Here is a 25,155-nt window from a genome sequence, read left to right on the forward strand (position 1 = left end):
CGCCCGGCGCGCTTATCTCCTGTCTCTGTAGCAACATGACGAGGATGAGCCCGCGATCTGCAGCCACTGCCCAAGACAAGGCCAACACAAGCAAATCGAAGTCGGCGGCTCGCGAGAAACCCGAGGTCGAAGGGGTCTTCAGCGGCTACTCCGATGTCGGAAAGTATGGCCTGGCCTTCGACGAGATGTTCGACGGCGACGGAAAGACGCGAACTCCGTACAAGGGGATCCACACCGCGCTGGGTCCGGCCAGCGCGGGCGACCTCGACGCTCGCTCGGATGCACTCGGTCGCGCATTCATCGATCAGGGCATCACGTTCTCGCTGTCCGGTCAGGAGCGTCCTTTCCCACTCGACCAGGTTCCACGCGTCATCGCCGCCGGCGAATGGTCTCGGCTCGAGCGCGGAATCAAGCAGCGAGTCAAAGCATTGGAGATGTTCCTGGCCGACATCTACGGGGATCAGGAGATCCTCCGTGACGGCGTCATTCCGAAACGTCTGATCACCTCGTGCGAGCACTTCCACCGCGAGGCCATCGGAATCGTGCCGCCCAACGGTGTTCGCATCCACGTCTCGGGAATCGACCTGGTTCGCGACGCCCAGGGAACGTTCCGCGTTCTCGAGGACAACCTCCGATCCCCGTCCGGTGTGTCTTACGTCATGGAGAACCGTCGCACCATGGCTCGGGTCTTCCCCGACCTCTTCGCCTCGCACCGAGTGCGTGCTGTGGGCGACTACGCATCCCACCTGCTGCGGGCACTGCGAGCGGCCGCGGCGCTCAACGAAGCCGATCCCACGGTGGTCGTCCTCACTCCGGGCGTCGCCAACTCGGCCTACTTCGAGCATTCGCTCCTCGCACGGCTGATGGGTGTCGAGTTGGTCGAGGGCCGTGATCTTTTCTGCCGCGACAACATCGTGTATATGCGCACCACCGAGGGCGAGCGTCAGGTCGACGTCATCTACCGCCGAATCGATGACGATTACCTCGATCCCATGCAGTTCCGCCCCGACTCCGTTCTTGGTGTAGCGGGGCTGGTGAACGCTGCGCGTGCGGGCAATGTGGTCATCTCCAGCGCCGTGGGCAATGGCGTCGGCGACGACAAACTGGTCTACACGTACGTTCCGACGATCATCGACTATTACCTCGGCGAGAAGCCGCTGCTCGCGAATGTGGACACGTTCCGGTGCTGGCTCGACGAGGAATGCGAGGAAGTGCTCGACCGCGTCGACGAGTTGGTCATCAAACCGGTCGAGGGTTCTGGCGGATACGGCATCGTGTTCGGTCCCGACGCGTCGCCGAAGGAACTCGCGACGATCAGCAAGAAGATCAGAGCCGATCCGCGCGGCTGGATCGCGCAGCCCGTCGTGCAGTTGTCGACGGTGCCCACCAAGATCGGTGACCGACTCGTCCCACGCCACGTAGACCTTCGGCCGTTCGCAGTCAACGACGGCGACGACGTCTGGGTGCTTCCCGGCGGTTTGACCCGAGTGGCGTTGCCCGAGGGTTCGTTGGTGGTGAATTCGAGCCAGGGTGGTGGCAGCAAGGACACCTGGGTGCTCGCCACCCGAACCTCGCAGGAAGAGCAAGAACTCGCAGGCGAGGAGATTGTCAGCGAGCCACCCGAGGCGCCGAGGACCGAGCAGGGGCCCGAGCTGACGATGGACCAGCAACAACAACAACAACAGCAACAGCAGCAGCTCATGAATGGCGGTGGACAGTAGATGCTCGCGCGGAATGCAGAGTCGCTCTATTGGATCGGAAGATATGTCGAGCGCGCGGACGACACTGCGCGCATCCTCGATGTGACGGTCCATCAACTGCTGGAGGACGCGACGGTCGATCCGGATCAGATTTCTCGAATCCTGCTCCGGGTGCTCGGGTTCAAGCACGAGCCGGACGTGTCCCTCGACGTGTGGTCGTTGACCGAGCTGGTTGCCTTCAGTCGCGACGGAAGCGGCTCGATCGTCGATTCGCTCTCCAGTGCTCGTGAGAACGCTCGTGGGGCGCGCGAGGTCACGTCCAGTGAGATGTGGGAGTGCCTCAACACCACTTACAACGGATTGAACGATCGCATCAGGTCGTCCAAGCGAACCGGTCCGCACGAGTTCTTCAGCTACATCGAGGAGCGAGCGGCGATGTTCGCTGGGCTCGCGGATTCCACACTCAGCCACGACGACGGCTACCGATTCCTCATCCTCGGACGGTCCGTCGAACGCATCGACATGACCGTGCGTCTGTTGCTTTCGCGCGCGGGCGACCGGCCGTCCTCGCCCGCCTGGGTCACGGTGCTGCGTTCGGCAGGAGCGCACGACACATATCTGCGAACCTATCGTGGCGCGCTCGACGCGCAACGAGTACTCGAATTCATGTTGTTGGACAGGCTCTTTCCTCGGTCGGTGTTCTACGCGCTCAGTGAAGCCGAGCGATCACTCGATCAGTTGGATCATCAACCGAACAGTCGAGTCGGTGCTCGTGCGGAAGCTCAGCGCCTGCTCGGTCGAGCTCGAAGCGAACTTGAATTCCTCCGGCCGGGAGCATTGTTGGACGATTTGCAGGACAGGTTGCTCGCACTTCAGGAGACGTGCCGAGACCTCGGCGAAGCAATCTCCAAGCAGTACTTCCATGCAGCCCCATGGGTTGCGTGGACCGACGCAGGTTCGGGAACATACGAAGATCAATTGGAAGGTGAATTGTGAGTTGGCGTATGCGCGTTGTCCACACCACGGGCTATCAGTACGACGCGCCGGTGACGTCGTCGTACAACGAAGCGCGACTGACTCCGCGAAGTGACAACCGGCAAAATGTCATTCTGAATCGAGTGGAGACCAATCCGGTCACCAGGAGCTACCGCTACACCGACTACTGGGGAACTGCGGTCACGGCATTCGACCTACACGCACCGCACACCGAACTCGAGGTCACGGGATCGTCTGTGGTGGAGACGGATCCGTTCTCCCCTCCCGAAGAGATCGCAACATGGGAGGAATTGGCGAGCGAGGGCGTCATCGATCGATTCAACGAAGTACTCGACAACACCGAGTACGTTCCCAAGAATCGGCAGTTGGCCGTTATCGCCAAGAAGCTGTCGAAAGGGTTGCCGCCGCAGGAATCCGTCGTCGAGGTGGCCAACTGGGTGAATCAGGAAATGTCCTACGTGCCGGGCACAACGGGTGTGCACACGTCCGCCGTCGAGGCGTGGTCCGAGAAGAAGGGCGTTTGCCAGGACTACGCCCACTTGACCCTGCTGTTGCTGCGCAGCATCGGAATTCCGAGCCGCTACGTATCCGGATATCTTCACCCGAAAAAGGAAGCTGCCCTCGGTGTCTCGGTCGAGGGACAGAGTCATGCGTGGATCGAGGCGTGGACCGGTGCCTGGTGGGGCTATGACCCGACCAATGCGATCGCAGTCAACGAGCAACACGTGTCGGTCGGACTCGGTCGTGACTACGCCGATGTGCCACCGCTCAAAGGAATTTTCTCCGGAGGTGGATCCACCGCACTCGATGTTGTAGTGGAGATCACGCGACTGGCGTAACGTACTGCTCGACAGGCTTTGATCGAGGACCTTCTCAGCAGAGGCGGGGCACATGTCTACGGCACAGGAATACGTGGAACCGGAAGTAATCTCGGACACGAAAAAGTATGTCGCAGAAGCGATCGGAACGTTCGTCCTGGTGTTCGCTGCCGTGGGAACTGCTGTGTTCGCCGGCGACAAGGTCGGCAATCTCGGTGTGGCGTTTGCATTCGGGTTGACGCTTCTGTTCCTCGTCTATGCGATCGGCCCGATCTCGGGCTGCCACGTCAATCCCGCTGTGACGGTCGGGCAAGCGTTGCTGGGCAGGCTGTCCTGGGGTCGAGCAGCCCTCTACATCGCCGCGCAGGTGGTCGGTGGGCTCGTGGCGGGAGCTGTGCTGTTCGCTGTGGCCAACAGTCTCCCGTCGTACGACCGTGCGGTGAACGGGCTCGGCGCCAACGGGTGGGGCGCACACAGTCCGTCCGCGATCAAGGGTCCGCTGGGTGGCATCCTCGAGAACGGATACGGCATCGGTGCAGCTGTTCTCGTCGAAGTTCTGCTGACGGCACTACTGGTGTTCGTCGTGCTCGCTTCGACCGATCAGATCTCGGATGTACCGATGGCAGGCGTATCGATCGGGTTCACGCTGGTGGTCATCCACCTGGTGTCGATCCCGATCGACAACACCTCCGTCAACCCTGCACGCAGCCTGGCGGTGGCGTTCTGGCAGCCGGGTGCCCTAGCTCAGTTGTGGGTATTCCTGGTGTTCCCGTTGGTCGGCGGAGCGCTGGGTGCGCTCGTCTACCGCGGGGTGTTCGGCCGGTACGACCGTTTGGGATCCTGAGTCAGGACCAGCTGTAGTTCGAACGTAGCCGCGTGGCCACGGCTTCGAACTTGCCCTTGGCGAGGATCGCGCCCTCGCGGCGGATCCCGGTTTCGGGTACATCGAGGACTCGGTCGAGACGAATCCAACTCGGTCGACCCTCGGCGTCCCACGATCCGGTACCGATCGACACCCAGTCGGGGTCGCCGTCGTGCTTGTCCTGACTCGACAACATCAGTCCGAGCAGTGTGGTGCCATCGCGGCCGACAACGAGGACGGGGCGATCCTTGCCTTGGGACGCATCTTCTTCGTAGGTGACCCAGGTCCACACGATCTCACCTGGATCGGCCTTGCCGTCGAGATCGGGGGAGTACTGGACCTGTCGCGCGCGATGCGCGGTCGGGACTGTTTTCGACGCCACCGGGCGTCCCTGTTCGACGACAGGACCGGTCGAACCAGCGCCGGTGATGGCGTCTCTACCCTTCTGCAGCGCTCCCGAGTTCTGCAGCTGACGAAACAGTCTCGGTCCCTCGCGCAGTGCGATCTTGCCGATTTCCTTGCCGATTTTGCTCCAGTTGCCAGCCATGAGAGTCGAGTTTAGACAGCAGCCACTGACGGTGCCGACCCACAGGCGTGGGACGATGATTGTGTTCTCTCTACGAAAACGCCAGCAAAGGATACGAGTGCCCAGCTTCGCCGACACGACGTTCACCGATCCCGCTCGGATCAGGAACTTCTGCATCATCGCCCACATCGACCACGGGAAGTCGACGCTGGCAGATCGGATGCTGCAGCTCACCGGCGTCGTCGACGAGCGGTCGATGCGAGCCCAGTATCTGGATCGCATGGACATCGAGCGCGAGCGCGGCATCACCATCAAGGCGCAGAACGTCCGTCTGCCGTGGGTTGTCGACGGCGAAGAATTCGTGTTGCACCTCATCGACACACCCGGCCACGTCGACTTCACGTACGAGGTCTCGCGTGCCCTCGAGGCGTGTGAAGGTGCAGTTCTGCTCGTCGACGCTGCGCAGGGAATCGAGGCGCAGACGCTGGCGAACCTCTACCTCGCCCTCGACAAAGACCTGACGATCATCCCGGTGCTCAACAAGATCGACCTTCCCGCGGCCGACCCGGATCGGTATGCGGGCGAGATCGCCCACATCATCGGTTGCGAGCCCGGCGATGTACTTCGCGTGTCCGGCAAGACCGGCGTCGGTGTCGAGGAGTTGCTCAACGAGGTCGTGAAGCTGGTGCCTGCGCCGGTCGGCAATCCCGACGGTCCAGCGCGAGCAATGATTTTCGACTCCGTCTACGACACCTACCGCGGCGTGGTGACCTACGTCCGGGTGGTCGATGGCGCGCTCAACCCGCGCGAGAAGGTCACGATGATGTCGACCGGCTCGACGCACGAACTGCTCGAAGTGGGCATCGTCTCACCCGATCCGAAGGCAACAAAGGGACTGGGAGTCGGCGAGGTCGGTTACCTGATCACCGGCGTCAAGGACGTACGCCAGTCGAAGGTCGGCGACACCGTCACCACGTTCCGCAAGGGTGCGACCGAGCCGTTGACCGGATATCGCGAACCGCGCCCGATGGTCTACTCCGGGCTGTATCCGCTCGACGGCTCCGACTACCCGGATTTGCGCGACGCGCTGGAAAAGCTGCAGCTCAACGATGCGGCGCTGACCTACGAGCCGGAGACGTCGGTGGCGCTCGGGTTCGGCTTCCGCTGCGGTTTCCTCGGTCTGTTGCACATGGAGATCACACGTGAGCGGTTGGAGCGCGAGTTCAACCTCGACCTCATCTCCACCTCACCGAACGTCGTGTACCGCGTCGAGATGGAGGACAATGCCGAGCACGTCGTGACCAACCCGTCGTACTGGCCCGAGGGGAAGGTTCGTGACGTGTACGAGCCGATGGTCAAGTGCACCATCATCTCTCCGAGTGAGTTCATCGGTTCGATCATGGAACTGTGTCAGGGCAGGCGCGGCGAGCTCGGCGGCATGGACTACCTGTCCGAAACCCGAGTCGAGCTGCGTTACACCATTCCGATGGCCGAGATCATCTTCGATTTCTTCGACATTCTGAAGTCGCGCACCCGCGGTTATGCCAGCCTCGACTACGAGGAGATCGGCGAGCAGAGCGCAGCACTCGTCAAGGTCGACATCCTGCTGCAAGGCGAGGCCGTCGACGCGTTTTCCGCGATCGTCCACAAGGATGCCGCGGCTGCCTACGGCAACAAAATGACGACGAAGCTCAAGGAACTGATCCCGCGGCAGCAGTTCGAGGTGCCTATTCAGGCTGCAATCGGATCGAGGATCATTGCGCGCGAAAACATCAGAGCGATCCGCAAGGACGTCCTGGCCAAGTGCTACGGCGGCGACATCAGCCGTAAGCGCAAGCTGCTGGAGAAGCAGAAGGAAGGCAAGAAGCGCATGAAGACGATCGGCCGCGTCGAGGTGCCGCAGGAAGCATTCGTCGCTGCGTTGTCGTCGGAATCCTCGACGGACAAGCCGAAGAAGTAATCCGGCGCGGCACGAGTAGATTCCTATGGTGTGACGACGCGAATACTGAGCGAACTGACCATTCCGATCATCAGTGCCCCGATGGCGGGCGGACCGTCCACCCCCGAGTTGGCCGAGGCTGTGTCGCGGGCAGGTGGCCTGGGCATGCTGGCCGGGGCACTGTTGGACATCGAGAAGCTCGAATCGCAGGTGGATTCGCTTCGTGCGGTAACTTTCGGAGTCAATCTGTTCCTGCCCGATGATCCTTCTGGGGCCGACGTTGCGGCCTACGCGAGGAGGATCCAGCCGTGGTTCGACAAGTTCGGTGCCGAACCGGGCAAGCTACCGCGGCGCGACGACCATTATTCGGCCAAGTTTCGTTGGCTCGTCGAGCATCCGGTTCCGTTGGTGTCGAGTACCTTCGGCACGTTCAGTGCGGCCGAGGTCGAGGCTCTGCACGGGGCCGGTACCGAGGTGTGGTGCACCGTAACGTCTGCGGCCGAGGCCGCAGAAGCTGATTCGAACGGCGTCGACGCCCTCGTGGTACAGGGCCCCGAAGCCGGTGGCCACCGCGGAAGCTTCGACGGCTCGGCGCCCGATCTGCCGTTGTTCGAACTGCTTGCCGCGGTGCGTGCAGTGTCGGGTCTGCCGCGAATTGCGGCCGGCGGACTCATGGACGGCGCGGACATTTCGCCGTTGCTCGCTTCGGGCGTTGCGCATGCAGCGCAGCTCGGCACAGCGTTCCTCAACACTGCCGAGGCGGGGACGCGTCCTGTGCACCGCGAACAGTTGACGGCGGCGTCGGGAACGGCTGTCACACGGGCGTTCTCGGGCCGACCTGCACGCGGACTGATCAACGAGTTCATGCTGGAGAACTCCGAGGCCGCGCCGTTGGCGTATCCGGATCTTCACTATTTGACGGCACCGATGCGCGCGAAGTCAGCTGCAGCGGGGGACCCGTCCGGGTTGTCGATGTGGGCAGGGACGGGCCACCGGCGGGCTCGTGCGACTACAGCGTCCGAGCTGATGGCCGAATGGGCGAAGCAGCTCGGACGCTAGGTGCCGGACACGTAACGCGACTAGTTGGTGTGCGCCGGTTGGAAATGACCAGCGGCCTGCGTCTCCTCGGCGCGAATCACGTGTACTACGGCGTTGATCAATGCGAGGTGAGTGAAGGCCTGGGGGAAGTTGCCGAGATGGCGACCGGTTTTGGCGTCGATCTCCTCCGCGTACAACTTGAGGGGACTGGCGTAGCCGAGCAGCCGCTGGCACAGATGCTTGGCGCGTGGAAGTTCGTCTATCTCCACGAGTGCCGATACCAGCCAGAAGGAGCAGATGGTGAAGGTGCCTTCTTCCCCGGCCAAGCCGTCGTCGGTGGTCTCGACGCGGTAGCGCAGCACCAACCCGTCCTCGGTGAGTTCGTCGGCGATTGCAAGGACTGTCGCCTTGATGCGTTCGTCGTCGGCGGGAAGGAACCTGAGCAACGGCGCGAGGAGCAGCGATGCGTCGAGAGATGGGTGACCGTATCGCTGAGTGAAGACGCCGCGAGAGTCGACGCCGTGCTCGAGGATGTCTGCTTTGATCTCGTCGGCAATCTCGCTCCACTGTTGTGCGTAGCCCATCTCGCCGTGTATTTCGGCGAGTTTCGAACCGCGGTCGAGCGCCACCCAGCACATCAGCTTGGATGAGGTGAAGTGCTGCGGTTCCCCGCGCACTTCCCAGATTCCGCGGTCGGGCTTGCGCCAGTTCGCGATCGCTTCTTCGACCTGACGCTTGAGCAACGGCCACAGAAACTCGGGAACATGCTCGCGCGATTTGACGTGCAGGTACACCGAGTCGAGCATGGTGCCCCAGATGTCGTGTTGCTCTTGGTTGTACGCACCGTTTCCGATGCGCACCGGGCGTGCGCCGTCGTAGCCGGACAAATGTGGGAGTTCACTCTCTTCGAGAGTCTTCTCGCCGCCGATGCCGTACATCACCTGTAACGGGTTGGCGTTGCCGTTGTCGGACTTGGATACATCGGCCATGAACGAAAAGAAGTCGTTGGCCTCACGATCGAGTCCGAGGGTGTACAGGCCCCACAGGGCGAACGTGGAGTCGCGTACCCAGGTGTATCGATAGTCCCAGTTACGCTCTCCGCCAGGCGTTTCCGGTAGCGACGTGGTCGATGCGGCAAGCAGAGCGCCGGTCGGTGCGTACGTGAGGCCCTTCAACGCCAGCGCGCTGCGCTGCAGGTAGCCCCGCCACGGATGGTCGGGGAACCGGCCGATAGTGATCCACTGACGCCAACACTCGGACGTGCGCCACATTTTCTCGGCCGCCTCGTCGAAGGTCCGAGGTGCGGGCAGGTCGGACCAGGACAGAGCGACGAAGATGTTGTCACCCTCCGACATTCGCGTGCGGGCCCGCGCTTCACGACCTTCGATGCCGATACGGAGATTGGTGGTCAGCTTCAGCGTCGGCTGGTCGCCGATCGCGCTGGCCTCGCACGTTGCCGTCGCTTCCTCGTAGACCTTGCCTGTGAATTCCCACTGCGCGGGCGCACGGTGGTAATCGAAAGCAGGCTCGCAGCTCATCTCCAGCTCGACGGTGCCGCTGACACACTTCACCGTCCGGAGAAGGATGTGCTCGGCATCCCAGTCCGTCGGCGCTCGCTTGTGTGTGCGCGAGCGTTGGTCGGTGTTGTGCCAAGGACCCATCACCAACGCGTCGCGGATGACGAGCCAGCCAGTTTCGGTCTGCCACGTCGTCTCGACGATCAGGCCGCCGGGGAGATAGCGACGCGCGGCGGGGACGGATTGTCCGTACGGTCCGACACGGAAATGCCCGGCGCTGCGGTCGAGGACGGCACCGAAGACGCTCGGTGAGTCGGGGCGCGGAACGCACATCCACTCGACCGAGCCGTTGCGCGCGATGAGGCACGTGGTCTCGCAGTCGGAAAGGAAGGCGTAGTCGTCGATGGGCGGAAAGGCGCTGCGATAGGACGTCAGCGTGGACACGGGAGCGTCCGTGCTGGCCAGAACCCCCTGAGGGTCGTCTGTGTCTGCATCTGGCACACCTGGTCTCAGGATCGTGTCGTCTCGCACGGGCACAACCGTCGACTGCTCCTCGAATGCCGTCATGGGTCAATCATCGACGCCAGGGGTGCACTCCGTCCACCGCTGGCGTGCATCGGCGTGGCGCCCGGGACGACCGGGAGTGACGCCTACGGGACCGACCCGTTTAAGGTGGAGTGCGTGCACGCGCTAGCCACCTGGTGGGACGGGATCGAACTGTGGATCACCGGTCTCCCGTTCGTTCCGCAGTCGATCGTCGTGCTGTTGGTGTCCGTTCCTGCCGCGTTCCTGTTGGCGTGGGCGTTCGACGGCGTGCTGGCGGGAGTGCTTCACCTGCTCGGGCGCGATGCACATGCCGAACGAGACACGACAGAGGTCGTGTCGGATCCATCGATCACGGAAGGTTCCTGATGCCGAAGTCGAGGGTCTCGCTCGCGCTGATCGCCCTGTTGGTTCTCGTCGTACTCGCGTGGTTTCTGACCAGGTGATCGAGGGCAGCCGTGCAGGATTAGAGTCCGATCGGATCCTCTGCTAGATTTCTGACCGTGTCTGTCGCTGCCGAGTACCGAGTCCGCCATGAATTGGCGTTGATTGCGGTCGGCATGCTTGCAGTCGCCGATATCGACTGTCGGCGCTCCACGCCCTAGCTGCGGCGCTTTTCCGACGGTACTTCGTGCGGCAGGATCCGTCTCGGGTCGCGGACCCTACTGATCTCACGCAGTCGCTCCATGCTCCGTTCAGCCCGGTCCCGTGCAGCCCTGCCGACAAGCGATTCTTGTCGTCCGCATGTCCTCGTACGACTTCAGTCAACAGTTTCCGAGATCACATACTCGATGAAAGGCACTATTCGATGAGGCACAGCTCTCGTTATCTGCTCACCACCTTTGCTGCCGTGGGAACCCTGGTGCTTGCTGCATGCGGTGGCGGATCGAGCGATATCGTCGGTGCCGAAGGCGGCTCGGCGAGCGGTGCCGCGCTCACTCTCGTGGGATATGCAGTGCCGAAGAACGGCTGGGATGCAATTGCTCCGGCGTTCGCAGAGACCGAGGCGGGCGACGGTACGTCGATCAACGCCGACTACGGCGCATCAGGTAACCAGTCGCGCAAGGTCGCCGACGGCGCACCGGCCGACATCGTCAACTTCTCGGTCGAACCCGATGTTGCCCGTCTGGTCAAAGCAGGCAAGGTCGACGAGAACTGGAACGAGAACGCTTACGGGGGAGTGCCCTTCGGCTCCGTCGTGACGCTCGTCGTTCGAGAGGGCAATCCGAAGAACATCCAGACCTGGGACGACCTACTCGCGCCCGATGTCCAGGTGATCAGCCCGAGCCCGCTGAGCTCGGGATCGGCCAAATGGAACCTTCTCGCGCCGTATGCGGCCAAGAGCAATGGCGGCCAGGACAAGCAGGCGGGTCTCGACTACGTCCAGCAGCTGGTGTCCGGTCACTTCCCGGTTCAGCCCGAATCGGGTCGCGCCGCTACCGAAGCATTCCTGCAGGGGCAGGGCGATGTTCTCATCAGCTACGAGAACGAGGCGTTGCTGATCGAGTCGCAGGGCGAGAAGGTCGAGCACATCGACGTCGCGGACACATTCCGCATCGACAACCCGGTGGCGGTGGTGAACACCAGCTCGCAGCTCGACAAGGCGAACGCTCTCAATGACTTCATCTACACCGACGAAGGCCAGAAGGTGTGGGCCGAGGCAGGCTTTCGGCCGACCAACCCGGAGATCGCAGCCGAATACTCGGACAAGTTCTTCACCCCGACCGAACTGCGCACCATCGACGATCTCGGTGGCTGGACTCAGGTAGACGCCGACCTCTTCGGCGACAACGGCGCGATCACCACGATCTACAAAGAAAACACCAAGTAGCAACTATGTCCACAACGAGTATCCGTAGCGAGACGGGTTCGCGGCCGTCTCCCCGCACGGGGAAAAAGTTCCGCGGACCGGGCTCGGTCGGGCCTTTCGGGCTCGGCATCGCAGTCTTGTGGCTGAGTGTGATCGTTCTGCTTCCGTTGGCGGCGCTGACGGTCAAATCGTTCGACGACGGCATCGTCGGCTTCTGGGATGCAGTGAGTCAGCCGCGTGCGGTGGCGACATTCAAGGTGACGCTCGAGGTATCCATTGCCGCTGCGGTGATCAATTTGTTCCTCGGAACTCTGATCGCGTGGGTGCTGGTGCGCGACGAATTTCCAGGAAAGCGATTCGTCAACGCGTTGATCGATTTGCCGTTCGCTCTTCCCACGATCGTCGCCAGCCTCGTGCTGCTGTCGCTCTACGGTCCGGCGAGTCCGATCGGTCTCGTGTTCAATGCCACCAAACCGGCTGTGGTGGTGGCTTTGCTGTTCGTGACACTTCCCTTCGTAGTCCGAGCAGTGCAGCCGGTGCTGATCGAACTCGACAAGGAGGTCGAGGACGCCGCGGCATCGCTCGGCGCGAACAACTTGACGATATTCCGTTCGATCGTGCTTCCTGTCCTGCTGCCGTCGGTGCTGAGCGGAACCGGCCTTGCGTTCGCTCGGGCCATCGGTGAGTTCGGCTCGGTCGTGCTCATCGGCGGCAACATCCCCGGTGATACTCAGATCGCATCTCAATACATCCGTGAACTCATCGAGTACGACCAGCCGGTCGACGCTGCGGCCATCTCGGTGGTGCTGCTGGCTCTTGCCTTCGTCGTCCTGTTCGTTCTGCGGATCGTCGGAAATCGGCTTGCACGACGAGAGGAGCAAATGCGATGAAGATCGGGCTACCGGTGAAGCTCTCGTTGCGTACGATTGCCCTGTTCTACTTGGCGGCACTCGTACTGTTCCCGCTCGGCGCGATTCTGTTCCGAACCTTTCAGGACGGGTTCTCGGAATTCTGGGGGCTGATCACTACTCCCGCGGCCCAATCCGCGCTGCAGTTGTCCCTTCTCATCGTCGTGATCGTCGTGCCCATCAATGTTGTGTTCGGTGTCGTCACCGCACTGGCTCTGGTTCGAGGACGATTCCGAGGCAAGGGAGTTCTGGAAGCCATCGTCGATCTGCCGTTCGCCGTATCGCCCATCGTCACCGGCGTCGCGCTGATCCTGCTGTGGGGTGCCAACGGGTGGTTCGGCGGTATCGAGAGCCTCGGATTCAAAGTCATCTTCGCCCTCCCCGGCATGGTGATCGCAACGATCTTCGTGACCCTTCCATTCGTGGTGCGGGAGGTCGAACCTGTCCTTTATGAGATCGGGGAGGAACAGGAAGAAGCTGCATCGACACTCGGTGCGTCCTCGCTTCAAACCTTCTGGCGCATCACGCTTCCGGCGATCCGGTGGGGCCTGACCTATGGGATAGTGCTTACGGTGGCGCGATCGCTCGGCGAGTTCGGCGCCGTCATCATGGTGTCCACCAACCTGCCGGGTATCTCCCAGACACTGACACTCCTGGTCAACTCGCGATACGAGGACTTCAATCAGCAGGGCGCATACGCTGCGTCGACACTGCTCATGGCAATCGCCGTCATCGTGCTGCTCCTGATGACTGCCCTCGACAAGAAGAGGACGAAGTAATGACCGTACAGAAGGCAGGCGAGATCGAGATCTCCGTCGTCGGTGCCAACAAGAACTACGGTGACTTCGCGGCGCTCGACAACGTGAGCATCGACATCCCGAAGGGATCGTTGACGGCGCTCCTCGGACCGAGTGGCTCGGGCAAGTCGACGTTGCTCAGGTCGATCGCTGGACTGGAACAACTCGATTCCGGCCAGGTGATTCTCGCCGGCCAGGATGTGACGTGGATCAGCCCGCAGAAGCGTGAGATCGGCTTCGTTTTTCAGCACTACGCGGCGTTCAAGCACCTCAGTGTGCGCGACAACGTGGCATTCGGGTTGAAGATCAGGAAGCGTCCGAAAGCCGAGATCAAGCGGAAGGTCGACGAACTCCTCGAGATCGTCGGGCTTGCGGGGTTCCAGTCGAGGTTCCCGGCTCAGTTGTCGGGCGGGCAGCGCCAGCGCATGGCTCTTGCTCGGGCGTTGGCCGTGGACCCGCAGGTGCTGCTGCTCGACGAGCCGTTCGGTGCGCTCGACGCCAAGGTTCGCGAGGATCTGCGAACGTGGTTGCGTCGTCTGCACGACGAAGTTCACGTCACAACGGTTCTCGTCACCCATGACCAGGAGGAGGCGCTCGATGTCGCCGACAGGATCGCGGTGTTGAACAAGGGACGCATCGAACAGATCGGGTCGCCGGAGGATCTCTACGACCGTCCAGGCAACGACTTCGTGATGTCTTTTCTCGGGCAGGTTGCCAAACTCAACGGACTGCTCGTGCGACCGCACGACATCCGCGTCGGCAGAGATCCAAGCCTTGCGCTTGCGCAGGAAAACGGCACCGCGGAGTCGGCGGGTGTTACTCGCGCCATCGTCGAACGCGTCGTGCACCTCGGGTTCGAGGTCAAGGTCGAGCTCAAGAACGCCGCGACGGGGGAGTTGTTCGCAGCGCAGATCACACGCGGTGACAGCGAAGCGCTTCGATTGAATCCTGGCGAGACCGTGTACGCCCGTGCGACTCGAATTCCCGTGATCGCGTCCTCGGGCACGCCCACACAAGCAGATCCGCTGGAGAAGGCGACCTCCGGCTAGCAACGTGCTCGGCGGAGGAGCCGCTCCACTGCGGAGTGTTCGACGTGACCGACAACACGAGGACGCGAGCGCTACCTTTACCTACCGTTGGGGTACATGCGTGAAATATTCACTTCCCATGCCCGACTTTCTTGGATACTCGCCGGACTTGCTGGTCTGGTCGGTGCTGCCGCGTTCACCAACACCGCTGGTTACTTCGTCACCTTCATGACGGGAAATACCGAGCGGGCGGCCGTCGGTTTCTTCCGTGGTGAGCATGCGATGGCTGCAGCAGCAATTCTCTTGATCCTGACCTTCGTCGCTGGAGTCGTCATCGCATCGCTCTGCAGGCGTCACCTGTGGAACGACCATCCCCACGGCGCGACCGTTTTGACAACGGCTGCTCTGGCCGTCGCGTCTGTCGTCGATGTAGTCATGAGCGGCTGGAGTGCGCCTCAGGTGCAATTTGTGCCGATCCTGTTCATCTCGTTCGCGATGGGCGCTTTGAATACATCTTTCGTCAAGAACGGCGAAGTCTCGATTCCGTTGAGCTACGTCACCGGCACCTTGGTGAAGATGGGTCAGGGAATCGAACGCCACATCAGTGGCGGTACAGCCAAGGATTGGCTCGAATACTTCTTGCTGTACGCAGGTTTCACCGTCGGTGCTGTGATCGGTGGTCTGATGAGCCTGGCCATCACCGGTCCGCAGATTCTGGTCGCCGCGACGATCGTGTGTGCTGTGACAACGCTCTACACGTACCGACGTACCGAAGAGAACTCGACGATCCTGGGGTAAAACTTACGCCGATCGACGAGAAATCAGGCGTCCGGCGGCCGCGTCGTAGCGACTCGAAACGACGTCAGCCACCAGCGGGTGGTCTCCGAGCGCCTCGGCGTTCGAACACATCAGGTCGGCTACCTCCGCGAAGACACGATCGGTGAGCAGACCGGGCGCGAGGAACCACGGGGCAACGACGATTGTGCGTGCCCCCACCGAAGTCAGGCGCGCAACGGATTCTGTGGGTCCGGGATTCTGGGCAGTGGCAAAACATGTCACCGCGGCCGCCCAACGTGTTCCGGCAAGTACACGCTCGGCGAGGGCTCGCGTGCGTTGATTGGCGGGCATATGAGACGACCCGACTGCGGCAAGGGCAATGCCCACAGTCGAGTCGTCGATGTCGACACCCGTCTCGATGATCCTGGTGCGTACGACGTCGACCAGTCGCCGATCGTCTCCGAGGACGTCCGATTGCATGAGGGTCAGATGTGGATGGCGAATTCGGGCAGCCTCCAGCAGGCCGGGGAGATCCACACGGGCGTGGAATGCCGAGCCCAGCAACAACGGAACCACGATCGCTGAATGCACACCGTCTGCGGCCACCTGGTCGAGAACTGTCTCGACATTGGGCTCGGTCAGATCCAGGTACGCCACTCGTACGTCCAAATCCGGACGACGCAGACGAATCCGATCGACCACAGCGCCGACGGTTCGCGCAGAGCGCGGGTCGCGGCTGCCGTGCGCGACAGCGATCAGGGTGCTCATGCGTCCACCGTGCTCATGCGTTGACTGTGCTCACGCGGGTTGCGGTGAACCGAGTTCGACGGCTGAGAGCGCATCGCCGACGAGTCCCGCCGCCAACGTGTTTCCTCCCGAGGGATCGATCAGCAGGAAGCTGCCGGTGTGGCGGTTGACTGCGTAGTCGTCGGCGACGATGGGCTCGGCGACCCGGATGGAAATTCGTCCGATGTCGTTGAGCTGCAGAGATTCCGGCGATGGTTGCGCGGTGAGGTTCTGCTCGTCGAACTTCTCGACGAGTGAACCGACTATTGCCTGTGTGGTGCGTGTTCCGTGCTTGAGGAGAAGGCGAGCACCTGCGTGCAGTGGCTTCTCGGCCAGCCAGCACACGGTGGCGTCGAACTCACCGAGAGGTTCCGGTGCGTCCTGCGGCGAGACGATGGTGTCGCCGCGGGAGACGTCCACGTCGTCGGCGAGGATGAGTGTGACGCTTCGGCCGGCGTTTGCGGTCCCGAGTTCACCGTCGGCGGTGTCGATGCGCTCGATGGTGGTGCGGGTCCCGGACGGGAGAACCATGACATCGTCGCCCGGAGAGACGGTACCTGCGGCTACCTGGCCTGCATAGCCGCGGTAATCCGGGAATTCTGCTGTCCGCGGACGGATCACGTACTGGACTGGAAAGCGAAGTCCGACACGGTGAGGCTCGGCATCGACCGGGACCGACTCGAGGTGCTCGATGAGCGTCGGTCCGGTGTAGTACGGAGTGTTGGTCGAAGCAATGGCGACGTTGTCTCCGTGCAGCGCGGACACCGGGATTTCGACGACGTCCTCGGAAGCCCAGCCCAGTGAGGTGGTGAGTGAGTTGAACTCGGCCGAGATATCGGCGAACACCTGCGCCGGATCCTCGACGAGGTCGATCTTGTTCACGGCCAGTACCAGCTTGGGAACTCCGAGCAACGCGAGAACTGCTGCGTGCCTGCGGGTCTGGGTGATGACGCCTTTGCGGGCGTCGACGAGAAGAATGACGAGCTGTGCCGTCGATGCGCCCGAGACCGTGTTGCGGGTGTATTGAACGTGGCCCGGGGTGTCGGCGAGCACGAACGAGCGCGCAGGTGTCGCGAAGTAGCGGTAGGCGACATCGATGGTGATGCCCTGCTCGCGCTCGGCGCGAAGCCCGTCGACCAGAAGCGACAGATCGGGAGTGCTGAGTCCGCGATCGACCGACGCACGAGTCACGGCGTCGATCTGGTCGGCGAGAACAGACTTCGTGTCGTAGAGCAACCGACCGACCAGAGTGGACTTGCCGTCGTCGACGCTGCCCGCGGTGGCCAGACGAAGAAGCTGTGCGCCTTCGGAATGACCGGAAAGGAGGTTGCTCATCAGAAATATCCTTCGCGCTTGCGGTCTTCCATGGCAGCCTCGGAGACGCGGTCGTCGCCGCGGGTTGCGCCACGTTCGGTGAGTCGGGATGCGGCAACCTCGGCGAGGATTGCCTCGTTGTCGGCGGCGTCCGATAGCACCGCACCGGTGGTGGATCCGTCACCGACGGTGCGGTATCGCACCGAGAGGGTTTGCAGGTCCTCGGCTTCGGTGGGTCCGCCCCATACACCGGGTGTCATCCACATGCCGTCACGTTGGTAGACCGGCCGCTGGTGGGCGTAGTAGATGTTTGCCAATTCGACGTTCTCCCTGGCGATGTAGCGCCAGATGTCGAGTTCGGTGAAATTGCTGAGCGGGAACACGCGAACCTGCTCGCCGGGGGAGTGCTTGCCGTTGTACAGGTTCCAGAGTTCTGGGCGCTGCTTCTTGGGGTCCCATTGGCCGAAGGCGTTGCGCAGCGAAAAGATCCGCTCCTTGGCGCGTGCGCGCTCTTCGTCGCGACGGGCGCCGCCGAATACGGCGTCGAACCGATTCTCCGAAATGGCATCGAGCAGGGGCACGGTCTGCAGGGGGTTGCGGATACCGTCGGGACGTTCTGTGAGCCGACCGTCGGCAAGGTAGTCCTCCACCTTCGCAACATGCAGACGCAGGTTGTACTTCGCAACCACATAGTCACGGAAGTCCAGCACCTCCTGCAGATTGTGGCCGGTGTCGACGTGCAGAAGTGCGAAAGGCAGCGGTGCGGGCCAGAATGCCTTGATCGCCAGGTGCAGTAGAACTGTCGAATCCTTGCCCCCGGAGAACAAGATAACCGGGCGCTCGAATTCGCCTGCAACCTCGCGGAAGATGTGGATCGCCTCGGACTCGAGTGCGTCGAGTGTGTCGAAGCGGTCGCTGTCGATCAGTCTGCGTTCGGCCTTGGCCGTGTCCAATGTTGTCGAATCCAGTGTTGTCGAATCAAGTGTCATGAGGCGTGCAACCCACATTCGGTTTTGGCCTTACCGGCCCACCGACCGCTACGCGGATCGGCGCCGGGGGCGGGCTTGATGGTGCAGGGTGCGCACCCGATCGATGGATAACCTTCGTCGACGAGCGGGTTGACGAGGATGGAGTGCTCGTCGATGTACTGCTGCATCTCGTCGTCGGACCACGCGGCGATGGGGTTGATCTTCACGAGACCGAAGGCGTCGTCGAAGGAGATCAGAGGGGCGTTGGCGCGGGTGGGTGCCTCGACGCGGCGGATGCCCGTAACCCACGCGCTGTAGTTCGCCAGTTCCTTCTTCAGGGGCGCAACCTTGCGCATCGCGCAGCATCGGTTGGGCTCGCGTGCGAAGAGATCTTTGCCTTCGATCGAATCCTGCTGTGCGACGGTCGTCTCGGCGCGTGCATTGACGATCTTCACTCCGTAGACGGCCTCGACGGCATCACGTGTGCCGATTGTCTCGGCAAAGTGGTATCCGGTGTCCAGGAACAGCACGTCCACGCCTGGATGAATCTGCGCTGCAAGGTGAACCAGTACTCCGTCTTGCATGTTCGAGGCAACGATGAAGGCGTTTCCGAATTCGCGTTCGGTCCACTCGAGCAGTTCTGTCGCGTTGGCCCCATCCAGTTCGCGGGCACCGCGTTCGGCGATCGCCTTCAACTGATCAACAGAAAGATCCAACCTTGTGTTCATCGCAAATCCGCCTCGTCTGCTCGCACGGCCCACTGTGCAAACCGTTCGCTGTCGTCGCGGTGCTTGATGAAGTTCCGCACCACTCGTTCGATGTAATCGCCCAGCTCGGTGCTGTTCACCTTGTGCTGGCGCAGCTTTCGTCCGAACGCACTGTCCAGGCCGAGGCTGCCACCAAGGTGAACCTGGAAACCCTCGACCTGATTCCCGTTGCCGTCGTCGACGAGCATTCCCTTGAACCCGATGTCAGCGATTTGAGAGCGCGCGCAGGAATTGGGGCAACCGTTGATGTTGATGGTCACCGGCACGTCGAGCTGCTGGTTGATGTCGGCGAGGCGCTGTTCCAGGTCGGGAACGAGTACCTGTGAGCGCTTGCGTGTTTCGGCGAACGACAGCTTGCAGAATTCGATGCCGCTGCACGCCATCAGGTTCTTGCGCCAGTGCGACGGCCGTGCAGGCAGGCCGAGTGCATCGAGATCGGAAATCAGTTCTTCGAGCTTGTCGTCGGGAACGTCGAGGACGATGAGCTTTTGGTACGGCGTGAAACGGAGGCGATCGGAGCCTGCCTTTTCTGCCGCATCGGCGACCTTCGCCATGATCGTCCCGGAGATTCGGCCGGCGATCGGCGCGACACCGACCGCGTTGAGGCCGTTCTTGAGCTTCTGGATGCCGACGTGATCGCGAGGGCGGGTCGGCTTCTCGGGAGCAGGCCCGTCGACCAGCTTGCGGTGCAGGTATTCGTCCTCCAGAACCTGGCGGAACTTCTCGATTCCCCAGTCCTTGATGAGGAATTTCAGACGCGCCTTGGTACGCAGACGACGGTAGCCGTAGTCGCGGAAAATCGAGACGACGCCTTCCCACACGTCGGGGACGTCGGCGAGCGGTACCCACACCCCTACACGCTGCGCGAGCATCGGGTTGGTGGACAGTCCGCCGCCGACCCAGAGATCGAGACCGGGACCGTGCTCGGGGTGGTTGACTCCGATGAACGCGACATCGTTGATTTCGTGGACTACGTCCTGGAGGCCGGAGATCGCAGTCTTGAACTTGCGAGGCAGGTTCGAGTACTCGGGCTTGCCGATGTAGCGCTCGACGATCTCGTCGATGGCAGGTGTCGGGTCGAGAACTTCGTCGACGGCCTCCCCGGCGAGGGGTGAACCAAGGACGACACGTGGGCAGTCGCCGCACGCCTCGGTGGTCTTCAGTCCTACGGCCTCGATTCGGCGCCAGATCTCGGGAACGTTCTCGATCTCGATCCAGTGGTACTGGACGTTCTCGCGATCCGACAGATCGGCGGTGTCGCGCGCGAATTCCTTCGAGATGCCCGCGAGAGTGCGAAACTGCTCCAGGTTGAGCGCCCCGGCGTCGCACCGGATACGCATCATGAAGTGCTTGGCTTCGAGAAGATCGATGTTCTCGTCGCCGGTGAAGGTGCCGTCGTAGCCCTGCTCACGTTGGGTGTAGAGACCCCACCAACGCATACGACCGCGAAGGTCGCCCTTGTCGATGCTGTCGAAACCCTGCTTCGAGTAGATGTTCTCGATGCGCGCACGCACGTTCAGTGGGTTGTCGTCCTTCTTGGCCTGCTCGTTGGCATTGAGCGGCTCACGGTAGCCGAGGGCCCACTGGCCCTCGGCACGTCGTTTCGTCGGCCGGGCGGTGCGCTCCCTCGGGGCTACGCGCGGAGGCGTTGACGAGGCCGCGTCTGTAGCGGCGTCGGTGGTCGACGACATCGATGTGCTCCTGAATCTTTCACTTCCGGGCGGCCAAGGGGAGGGGCTGAGGCTTACCGCTTGCACGCGACACCGGACGGATCGTGGGATCTGACTGGATGGATCTGCTGAAGGTCTTCGCTGGAGCGAGCCGACGCAGAGCGCGGCTACAGGCTTTTACAGCATCGACACGAGGAACTGCAGACACGCTTGAGATCGACATGGCGACGCGCCACAAGTCGGATCCCGGAGTCACTCACGTCGACCATTGTGCCACGACATTCGCCCTGGTCCGACCCCAGCAGCCTATTTACCCCGATTTCACGGTAAATAGGCTGGCAGATCGACCGAAACATTGTTTCACCGATCATGCGGCGAAGTGCCGCCGAGAGTTCTGGGAGACTGTTTGGTGTGAACCTTCTCGCCGCGCCCACCGTCTCGCTCGAATTGTCCGACGAGGCATTCGACGGTGTCGGGCAGCGGCCGTTCGGAATCTATGTTCACGTTCCGTTCTGCGCGACGCGATGCGGATACTGCGACTTCAACACCTACACGGCCGGCGAACTCGGGACTTCCGCGTCACCGCAGTCGTGGCTCGACGGTCTTCGTCGCGAACTCGATGTTGCTGCGTCGCTGATGAGCGAGCGGGCCGGGCTGGTTCCGACGGCCGATACCGTTTTCGTCGGGGGCGGAACGCCGTCCTTGCTCGGCGGCGACGGACTCACCGACGTACTGGCGGCAGTGCGGTCGAGCTTCGGGTTGACCGCGGGGGCCGAGGTCACCACCGAGTCCAATCCGGAATCGACGTCCCCGCAGTTCTTCGAGAAAATTCGCAGTGCCGGTTTCACCCGAATTTCCCTCGGTATGCAGTCTGCTGCACCACACGTGTTGGCAGTGCTCGATCGCACACATACCCCAGGCCGGGCCGTGGCCGCAGCCATGGAAGCGCGTGCTGCAGGCTTCGGCCATGTGAACCTGGATCTGATTTACGGCACCCCCGGCGAACGCGACTCCGATCTCGATCTGTCCCTGGAGGCCGTCCTCGCCGCAGGCGTCGACCATGTGTCCGCGTACGCCCTCATCGTCGAGGACGGGACTGCCATGGCTCGCAAGGTTCGTCGAGGTGAACTTCCTGCCCCGGACGACGACGTCCTGGCCTCGCGCTACGAGCGCATCGATTCTGTTCTCTCCGGTGCTGGACTGAACTGGTACGAAGTCTCCAACTGGGCCACCGGCGACGACGCCCAGTGCAAACACAACATCGGCTACTGGGACGGCGGCGACTGGTGGGGCGCAGGCCCAGGCGCGCACAGTCACATCGGCGGCACCCGATTCTGGAACGTCAAGCACCCCGCGCGTTATGCAGAGCAGTTGAGCTCGGGCTCGCTGCCGGTTGCCGGGAGTGAGCTCCTCAGTGTCGACGATCGGCACCTCGAGGAACTGATGCTGAAGATCAGATTGCGCAGCGGACTACCGGCCGATGCTCTCGACGTCTCCGAACGCGCTGCAGCGCAGCAGGTCGTGGCGGACGGGCTGATGGTCGTGGAGAACGAGCGTTACGTACTCACCGACCGGGGCCGACTTCTCGCGGATGCGGTCGTGCGCACCATCGCCGCCTGAGCCGGCCCACCGGCAGGGGAGGTCAGGCCCCGAGAACGTCGTAGTCGAACACTCGCGCATGCAGAACAGTCCGATTGCGGAGCGCCGCGCGCACGGCGCGATGCAGACCGTCTTCGAGATAGACAACGCCGCGGTAATGGACTGCGTGGGGGAACAGGTCGCCGTAGAAGGTCGAGTCCTCGGACAGGAGTCGATCCAATTCGAGGACTTTCGTCGTGGTGACGATCTCGTCGAGCCGTAGCTGGCGCGGTGGAATCTTGGACCAGTCACGCAGGGACAGGCCGTGCTCCGGGTACGGTTTGCCGTCCCTCACACCTTTGAAGATCATGCGTTGTTCGTCATCGAAGTCGAGTTGCCCACCCGACCACACTAAGGCCTTGCGTCGGCAGCCGTCCTCCGGCTACTAGACTCGGAAGACGGACTGCCGTGGCCACAGCCGCGGGACCTGATAACAGGATCGGAGGGGAGATCAAGATGTCGAGCACCGATGACCGACGTTTCGAAGTCTTGCGCGCCATCGTCGCGGACTACGTCTCCACTCAGGAACCTGTCGGCTCGCGTGCACTGGTCGAGCGCCACAACCTGGGAGTTTCCAGCGCCACCGTTCGAAACGACATGGCAGTCCTCGAGGCCGAGGGCTACATCGCGCAGCCGCACACCAGTTCGGGACGAGTCCCGACAGACAAGGGCTATCGGCGCTTCGTCGACCGCATCGCTGACGTCAAACCGCTGTCCTCGGCCGAGCGCCGAGCAATCCTCGAGTTTCTCGAAAACGGAGTCGACCTCGACGACGTGCTTCGCCGCGGCGTGCGACTGCTGGCGCAGCTGACCCGGCAAGTTGCCGTCGTGCAGTACCCGACCCTCTCGGTGTCCTCGGTCCGGCACCTCGAGATCGTTGCACTGACGCCCGCCCGTCTCTTGATGGTGCTCATCACCGATTCGGGACGAGTCGATCAGCGCATTGTCGAACTGGGCGACGTTCTCGAAGACGAAGATCTCTCTCAGCTGCGCAGGCTGCTCGGTGGTGCGTTGGAGAGCAAGCGGCTCGCTGCGGCGTCGGCGGCAGTGGCCGAGCTCGCCGAGAACTCGCCTCCGGCACTCCGCGACGCGATGATTCGATCGGCGACCGTGTTGATCGAATCGCTCGTCGAACATCCCGAGGAACGACTGGTGCTGGGCGGCACGGCGAACCTGACGAGGAACGCTGCCGACTTCGCAGGCGACGCAGGCTTCCCCGGTTCGCTGCGTGCTGTTCTCGAAGCTCTGGAAGAGCAGGTCGTTGTCCTGAAACTGATTGCTGTGACACAGGACACGAGCACAGTCACGGTGCGAATCGGCGAAGAAACCCAGGTGGCAGAGATGCGAGGCACCTCGGTGATTTCCACTGGATACGGTTCTGCTGGCATGGTGCTGGGTGGGATGGGCGTGCTCGGACCCACTCGAATGGACTACCCAGGAACAATTGCATCGGTCGCAGCCGTTGCGAGGTACATCGGCGAGGTTCTCGCGGAGCGCTGAGAACCTCGCGGACACGCTCGTCGACACACTGAACAGGTGTCGGCAGCACTCTCGATAGAAGAAGCTTTCAACGACGAGGACGAAAGAGACTTACGTGGCACGGGACTATTACGGAACCCTCGGGGTCGGTCAGAAGGCGACCGACCAAGAGATCAAGCGCGCCTACCGCAAGCTGGCACGTGAGCTCCACCCCGACGTGAACCCCGACGAGGCTGCTCAAGCTCGGTTCAAGGACATCTCGACGGCATACGAGGTGCTGTCCGATCCCGAGAAACGCCGGGTCGTAGACCTCGGCGGCGACCCCTTGCAGCAGGGGGGCGGCGGTGGCGGCGGCTTCGGCGGTGCGGGCGGTTTCGGCGGCGGACTCGGCGACGTGTTCGAGGCATTCTTCGGCGGCGGCGGTGGCGGGGGAACCCGCGGACCTCGTGGTCGCATGCAGCCCGGTGCCGACTCCTTGCTGCGCACCAAGCTGACGCTCGACGAATGCGCGCTCGGGGTCACCAAGCACATCACCGTCGATACCGCGATCCTCTGCGATCTGTGCACCGGATCCGGCACCAACGGCGACTCGAAGCCGGTGCGCTGTGAAACGTGCGGCGGTGCGGGCGAGGTTCAGTCGGTGCAGCGTTCGTTCCTCGGCCAGGTCATGACATCGCGGCCGTGCCCCACCTGCCGCGGTGCAGGCGAGACCATCCCCGACCCGTGCCGAAAGTGTGGCGGCGACGGCCGAGTGCGCTCGCGTCGTGACATCTCGGTGAAGGTTCCCCTCGGAGTGAGCAACGGCATGCGTATCCGTCTCGCGTCCCAGGGGGAGGTCGGACCGGGCGGCGGTCCCGCCGGTGACCTGTACGTCGAGATCGTCGAACAGCAGCACGAGGTCTTCGTCCGCGACGGCGACGATCTGCACTGCACCGTTCGAGTTCCGATGGTCGACGCTGCCCTCGGAACCTCGGTGTCCGTCGATGCCATCATCGACGGTCCCACCGAGATCTCGGTGGATCAGGGAACCCAACCAGGGGCGGTGACGGTATTGCGTGGTCACGGCATGCCGAAACTGCGGTCAGGGGTGCGCGGAGATCTTCACGCGCACCTCGAAGTGGTGGTTCCATCCAAACTCGACAGCAAGCAGACCCAACTGCTCGAAGACCTCAAACGACTGCGCGATCGCGATACCGCCGAGGTCGTCACCATCGGCTCCCAGCACAGTGGAGGTCTGTTCTCCAGGCTGCGGGAAGCGTTCAGCGGACGCTGAC

General features: G+C 62.5%; 24 protein-coding genes. 16 read left to right on the forward strand and 8 right to left on the reverse strand.

From position 1 onward, the window contains the following. Nucleotides 1–185 precede the first annotated feature (185 nt). The 4 genes from QMK17_RS14500 to QMK17_RS14515 are packed head-to-tail and all read left to right on the forward strand — an operon-like array spanning nt 186 to nt 4,358. Nucleotides 186–1,721: a circularly permuted type 2 ATP-grasp protein gene (locus QMK17_RS14500; RefSeq protein WP_442972767.1), complete on the forward strand. Its 1,536-nt coding sequence runs from the start codon at nt 186–188 to the stop codon at nt 1,719–1,721. After that, nucleotides 1,722–2,696: an alpha-E domain-containing protein gene (locus QMK17_RS14505; RefSeq protein ID WP_283509963.1), complete on the forward strand. Its 975-nt coding sequence runs from the start codon at nt 1,722–1,724 to the stop codon at nt 2,694–2,696. It abuts the gene before it with no gap. Nucleotides 2,697–2,704: 8 nt separating this feature from the next. Continuing rightward, nucleotides 2,705–3,535 (forward strand): transglutaminase family protein, encoded by an 831-nt coding sequence (locus QMK17_RS14510; protein WP_283510017.1) that lies wholly within the window; start codon nt 2,705–2,707, stop codon nt 3,533–3,535. 52 nt (nt 3,536–3,587) lie between these two features. Beyond that, nucleotides 3,588–4,358 (forward strand): aquaporin, encoded by a 771-nt coding sequence (locus QMK17_RS14515; protein ID WP_283509964.1) that lies wholly within the window; start codon nt 3,588–3,590, stop codon nt 4,356–4,358. 1 nt (nt 4,359) lies between these two features. Here the strand turns inward: QMK17_RS14515 and QMK17_RS14520 are convergent, their stop codons facing one another. Beyond that, entirely contained in the window at nt 4,360–4,923 is a 564-nt protein-coding gene (locus QMK17_RS14520) for a type II toxin-antitoxin system PemK/MazF family toxin (RefSeq protein WP_283509965.1), read from the reverse strand. 55 nt (nt 4,924–4,978) lie between these two features. Between QMK17_RS14520 and lepA the strand changes: the two genes are divergently transcribed. Then, complete coding sequence (lepA, locus tag QMK17_RS14525) at nt 4,979–6,862, forward strand: translation elongation factor 4 (protein ID WP_283509966.1); 1,884 nt, start codon at nt 4,979–4,981, stop codon at nt 6,860–6,862. A 30-nt stretch (nt 6,863–6,892) separates the two neighbouring features. Beyond that, on the forward strand, nt 6,893–7,900 hold the full coding sequence (locus QMK17_RS14530) for an NAD(P)H-dependent flavin oxidoreductase (protein ID WP_283509967.1): 1,008 nt from the start codon (nt 6,893–6,895) through the stop codon (nt 7,898–7,900). Nucleotides 7,901–7,920: 20 nt separating this feature from the next. Here the strand turns inward: QMK17_RS14530 and QMK17_RS14535 are convergent, their stop codons facing one another. Beyond that, nucleotides 7,921–9,963 carry a glycoside hydrolase family 15 protein gene (locus QMK17_RS14535; protein WP_283509968.1) on the reverse strand — a complete coding sequence of 681 codons (2,043 nt, stop codon included), beginning with the start codon at nt 9,961–9,963 and terminating at the stop codon, nt 7,921–7,923. 114 nt (nt 9,964–10,077) lie between these two features. On the opposite strand from QMK17_RS14535, the gene QMK17_RS14540 reads away from it, so the two are divergent. The 7 genes from QMK17_RS14540 to QMK17_RS14565 all read left to right on the forward strand — a co-directional run bounded on the left by QMK17_RS14540 (nt 10,078) and on the right by QMK17_RS14565 (nt 15,280). Further along, nucleotides 10,078–10,308, forward strand: a complete 231-nt coding sequence (locus tag QMK17_RS14540) for a hypothetical protein (protein WP_283509969.1) — start codon at nt 10,078–10,080, stop codon at nt 10,306–10,308. 134 nt (nt 10,309–10,442) lie between these two features. Beyond that, nucleotides 10,443–10,544, forward strand: a complete 102-nt coding sequence (locus tag QMK17_RS26385; protein ID WP_336620151.1) for an Ms4533A family Cys-rich leader peptide — start codon at nt 10,443–10,445, stop codon at nt 10,542–10,544. 203 nt (nt 10,545–10,747) lie between these two features. After that, the gene (locus QMK17_RS14545; RefSeq protein ID WP_283509970.1) at nt 10,748–11,770 is read left to right on the forward strand and encodes a sulfate ABC transporter substrate-binding protein; all 1,023 of its coding nucleotides are present in this window, start codon (nt 10,748–10,750) and stop codon (nt 11,768–11,770) included. 5 nt (nt 11,771–11,775) lie between these two features. Further along, nucleotides 11,776–12,639, forward strand: coding sequence for a sulfate ABC transporter permease subunit CysT (cysT, locus tag QMK17_RS14550; RefSeq protein WP_283509971.1), 864 nt, complete (start codon nt 11,776–11,778; stop codon nt 12,637–12,639). Continuing rightward, a complete protein-coding gene (cysW, locus tag QMK17_RS14555) occupies nt 12,636–13,436 on the forward strand; it encodes a sulfate ABC transporter permease subunit CysW (RefSeq protein WP_283509972.1) in 801 nt (266 codons plus the stop codon). The genes cysT and cysW overlap by 4 nt, the downstream gene beginning before the upstream one ends. After that, nucleotides 13,436–14,503: a sulfate/molybdate ABC transporter ATP-binding protein gene (locus QMK17_RS14560; protein ID WP_283509973.1), complete on the forward strand. Its 1,068-nt coding sequence runs from the start codon at nt 13,436–13,438 to the stop codon at nt 14,501–14,503. Before cysW ends, QMK17_RS14560 begins: the two co-directional genes overlap by 1 nt. Nucleotides 14,504–14,599: 96 nt before the next feature. Further along, nucleotides 14,600–15,280: a YoaK family protein gene (locus QMK17_RS14565; RefSeq protein WP_283509974.1), complete on the forward strand. Its 681-nt coding sequence runs from the start codon at nt 14,600–14,602 to the stop codon at nt 15,278–15,280. Nucleotides 15,281–15,283: 3 nt separating this feature from the next. On the opposite strand, the gene QMK17_RS14570 is transcribed toward QMK17_RS14565, so the two are convergent. Genes QMK17_RS14570 through QMK17_RS14590 form a run of 5 tightly spaced genes read right to left on the reverse strand, consistent with a single transcriptional unit; the run spans nt 15,284 to nt 20,785 of the window. Beyond that, a complete protein-coding gene (locus QMK17_RS14570) occupies nt 15,284–16,027 on the reverse strand; it encodes a sirohydrochlorin chelatase (protein ID WP_283509975.1) in 744 nt (247 codons plus the stop codon). Nucleotides 16,028–16,057: 30 nt separating this feature from the next. Next, a complete protein-coding gene (locus QMK17_RS14575) occupies nt 16,058–17,380 on the reverse strand; it encodes a sulfate adenylyltransferase subunit 1 (protein ID WP_283509976.1) in 1,323 nt (440 codons plus the stop codon). After that, nucleotides 17,380–18,366: a sulfate adenylyltransferase subunit CysD gene (cysD, locus tag QMK17_RS14580; protein WP_283509977.1), complete on the reverse strand. Its 987-nt coding sequence runs from the start codon at nt 18,364–18,366 to the stop codon at nt 17,380–17,382. Before cysD ends, QMK17_RS14575 begins: the two co-directional genes overlap by 1 nt. Further along, a complete protein-coding gene (locus QMK17_RS14585; protein ID WP_283509978.1) occupies nt 18,345–19,055 on the reverse strand; it encodes a phosphoadenylyl-sulfate reductase in 711 nt (236 codons plus the stop codon). The genes cysD and QMK17_RS14585 overlap by 22 nt, the downstream gene beginning before the upstream one ends. Next, nucleotides 19,052–20,785: a nitrite/sulfite reductase gene (locus tag QMK17_RS14590; protein ID WP_283509979.1), complete on the reverse strand. Its 1,734-nt coding sequence runs from the start codon at nt 20,783–20,785 to the stop codon at nt 19,052–19,054. The genes QMK17_RS14585 and QMK17_RS14590 overlap by 4 nt, the downstream gene beginning before the upstream one ends. 390 nt (nt 20,786–21,175) lie before the next feature. On the opposite strand from QMK17_RS14590, the gene hemW reads away from it, so the two are divergent. Beyond that, on the forward strand, nt 21,176–22,384 hold the full coding sequence (gene hemW, locus QMK17_RS14595; RefSeq protein WP_283509980.1) for a radical SAM family heme chaperone HemW: 1,209 nt from the start codon (nt 21,176–21,178) through the stop codon (nt 22,382–22,384). Between the two features lie 22 nt (nt 22,385–22,406). Here the strand turns inward: hemW and QMK17_RS14600 are convergent, their stop codons facing one another. Beyond that, entirely contained in the window at nt 22,407–22,712 is a 306-nt protein-coding gene (locus QMK17_RS14600) for a type II toxin-antitoxin system VapB family antitoxin (RefSeq protein WP_037107431.1), read from the reverse strand. Between the two features lie 146 nt (nt 22,713–22,858). On the opposite strand from QMK17_RS14600, the gene hrcA reads away from it, so the two are divergent. Further along, a complete protein-coding gene (hrcA, locus tag QMK17_RS14605) occupies nt 22,859–23,902 on the forward strand; it encodes a heat-inducible transcriptional repressor HrcA (RefSeq protein WP_283509981.1) in 1,044 nt (347 codons plus the stop codon). 94 nt (nt 23,903–23,996) lie between these two features. Beyond that, entirely contained in the window at nt 23,997–25,154 is a 1,158-nt protein-coding gene (gene dnaJ / locus QMK17_RS14610; RefSeq protein WP_283509982.1) for a molecular chaperone DnaJ, read from the forward strand. Nucleotide 25,155: the final 1 nt, after the last annotated feature.

It is taken from the genome of Rhodococcus sp. G-MC3, from assembly GCF_030063335.1.
Lineage (GTDB): Bacteria > Actinomycetota > Actinomycetes > Mycobacteriales > Mycobacteriaceae > Rhodococcoides.

What these genes read in the sequence shown, in the direction of transcription:
- QMK17_RS14500 (WP_442972767.1), top strand. Translation starts at nt 186, where the DNA reads ATGTTCGACGGCGACGGAAAGACGCGAACTCCGTACAAGGGGATCCAC.
- QMK17_RS14505 (WP_283509963.1), top strand. Translation starts at nt 1,722, where the DNA reads ATGCTCGCGCGGAATGCAGAGTCGCTCTATTGGATCGGAAGATATGTC.
- QMK17_RS14510 (WP_283510017.1), top strand. Translation starts at nt 2,705, where the DNA reads ATGCGCGTTGTCCACACCACGGGCTATCAGTACGACGCGCCGGTGACG.
- QMK17_RS14515 (WP_283509964.1), top strand. Translation starts at nt 3,588, where the DNA reads ATGTCTACGGCACAGGAATACGTGGAACCGGAAGTAATCTCGGACACG.
- QMK17_RS14520 (WP_283509965.1), bottom strand. Translation starts at nt 4,923, where the DNA reads ATGGCTGGCAACTGGAGCAAAATCGGCAAGGAAATCGGCAAGATCGCA.
- lepA (WP_283509966.1), top strand. Translation starts at nt 4,979, where the DNA reads ATGATTGTGTTCTCTCTACGAAAACGCCAGCAAAGGATACGAGTGCCC.
- QMK17_RS14535 (WP_283509968.1), bottom strand. Translation starts at nt 9,963, where the DNA reads ATGACGGCATTCGAGGAGCAGTCGACGGTTGTGCCCGTGCGAGACGAC.
- QMK17_RS14545 (WP_283509970.1), top strand. Translation starts at nt 10,748, where the DNA reads ATGAGGCACAGCTCTCGTTATCTGCTCACCACCTTTGCTGCCGTGGGA.
- cysT (WP_283509971.1), top strand. Translation starts at nt 11,776, where the DNA reads ATGTCCACAACGAGTATCCGTAGCGAGACGGGTTCGCGGCCGTCTCCC.
- cysW (WP_283509972.1), top strand. Translation starts at nt 12,636, where the DNA reads ATGAAGATCGGGCTACCGGTGAAGCTCTCGTTGCGTACGATTGCCCTG.
- QMK17_RS14560 (WP_283509973.1), top strand. Translation starts at nt 13,436, where the DNA reads ATGACCGTACAGAAGGCAGGCGAGATCGAGATCTCCGTCGTCGGTGCC.
- QMK17_RS14565 (WP_283509974.1), top strand. Translation starts at nt 14,600, where the DNA reads ATGCGTGAAATATTCACTTCCCATGCCCGACTTTCTTGGATACTCGCC.
- QMK17_RS14570 (WP_283509975.1), bottom strand. Translation starts at nt 16,027, where the DNA reads ATGAGCACCCTGATCGCTGTCGCGCACGGCAGCCGCGACCCGCGCTCT.
- QMK17_RS14575 (WP_283509976.1), bottom strand. Translation starts at nt 17,380, where the DNA reads ATGAGCAACCTCCTTTCCGGTCATTCCGAAGGCGCACAGCTTCTTCGT.
- cysD (WP_283509977.1), bottom strand. Translation starts at nt 18,366, where the DNA reads ATGTGGGTTGCACGCCTCATGACACTTGATTCGACAACACTGGATTCG.
- QMK17_RS14585 (WP_283509978.1), bottom strand. Translation starts at nt 19,055, where the DNA reads ATGAACACAAGGTTGGATCTTTCTGTTGATCAGTTGAAGGCGATCGCC.
- QMK17_RS14590 (WP_283509979.1), bottom strand. Translation starts at nt 20,785, where the DNA reads ATGTCGTCGACCACCGACGCCGCTACAGACGCGGCCTCGTCAACGCCT.
- QMK17_RS14600 (WP_037107431.1), bottom strand. Translation starts at nt 22,712, where the DNA reads ATGATCTTCAAAGGTGTGAGGGACGGCAAACCGTACCCGGAGCACGGC.
- hrcA (WP_283509981.1), top strand. Translation starts at nt 22,859, where the DNA reads ATGTCGAGCACCGATGACCGACGTTTCGAAGTCTTGCGCGCCATCGTC.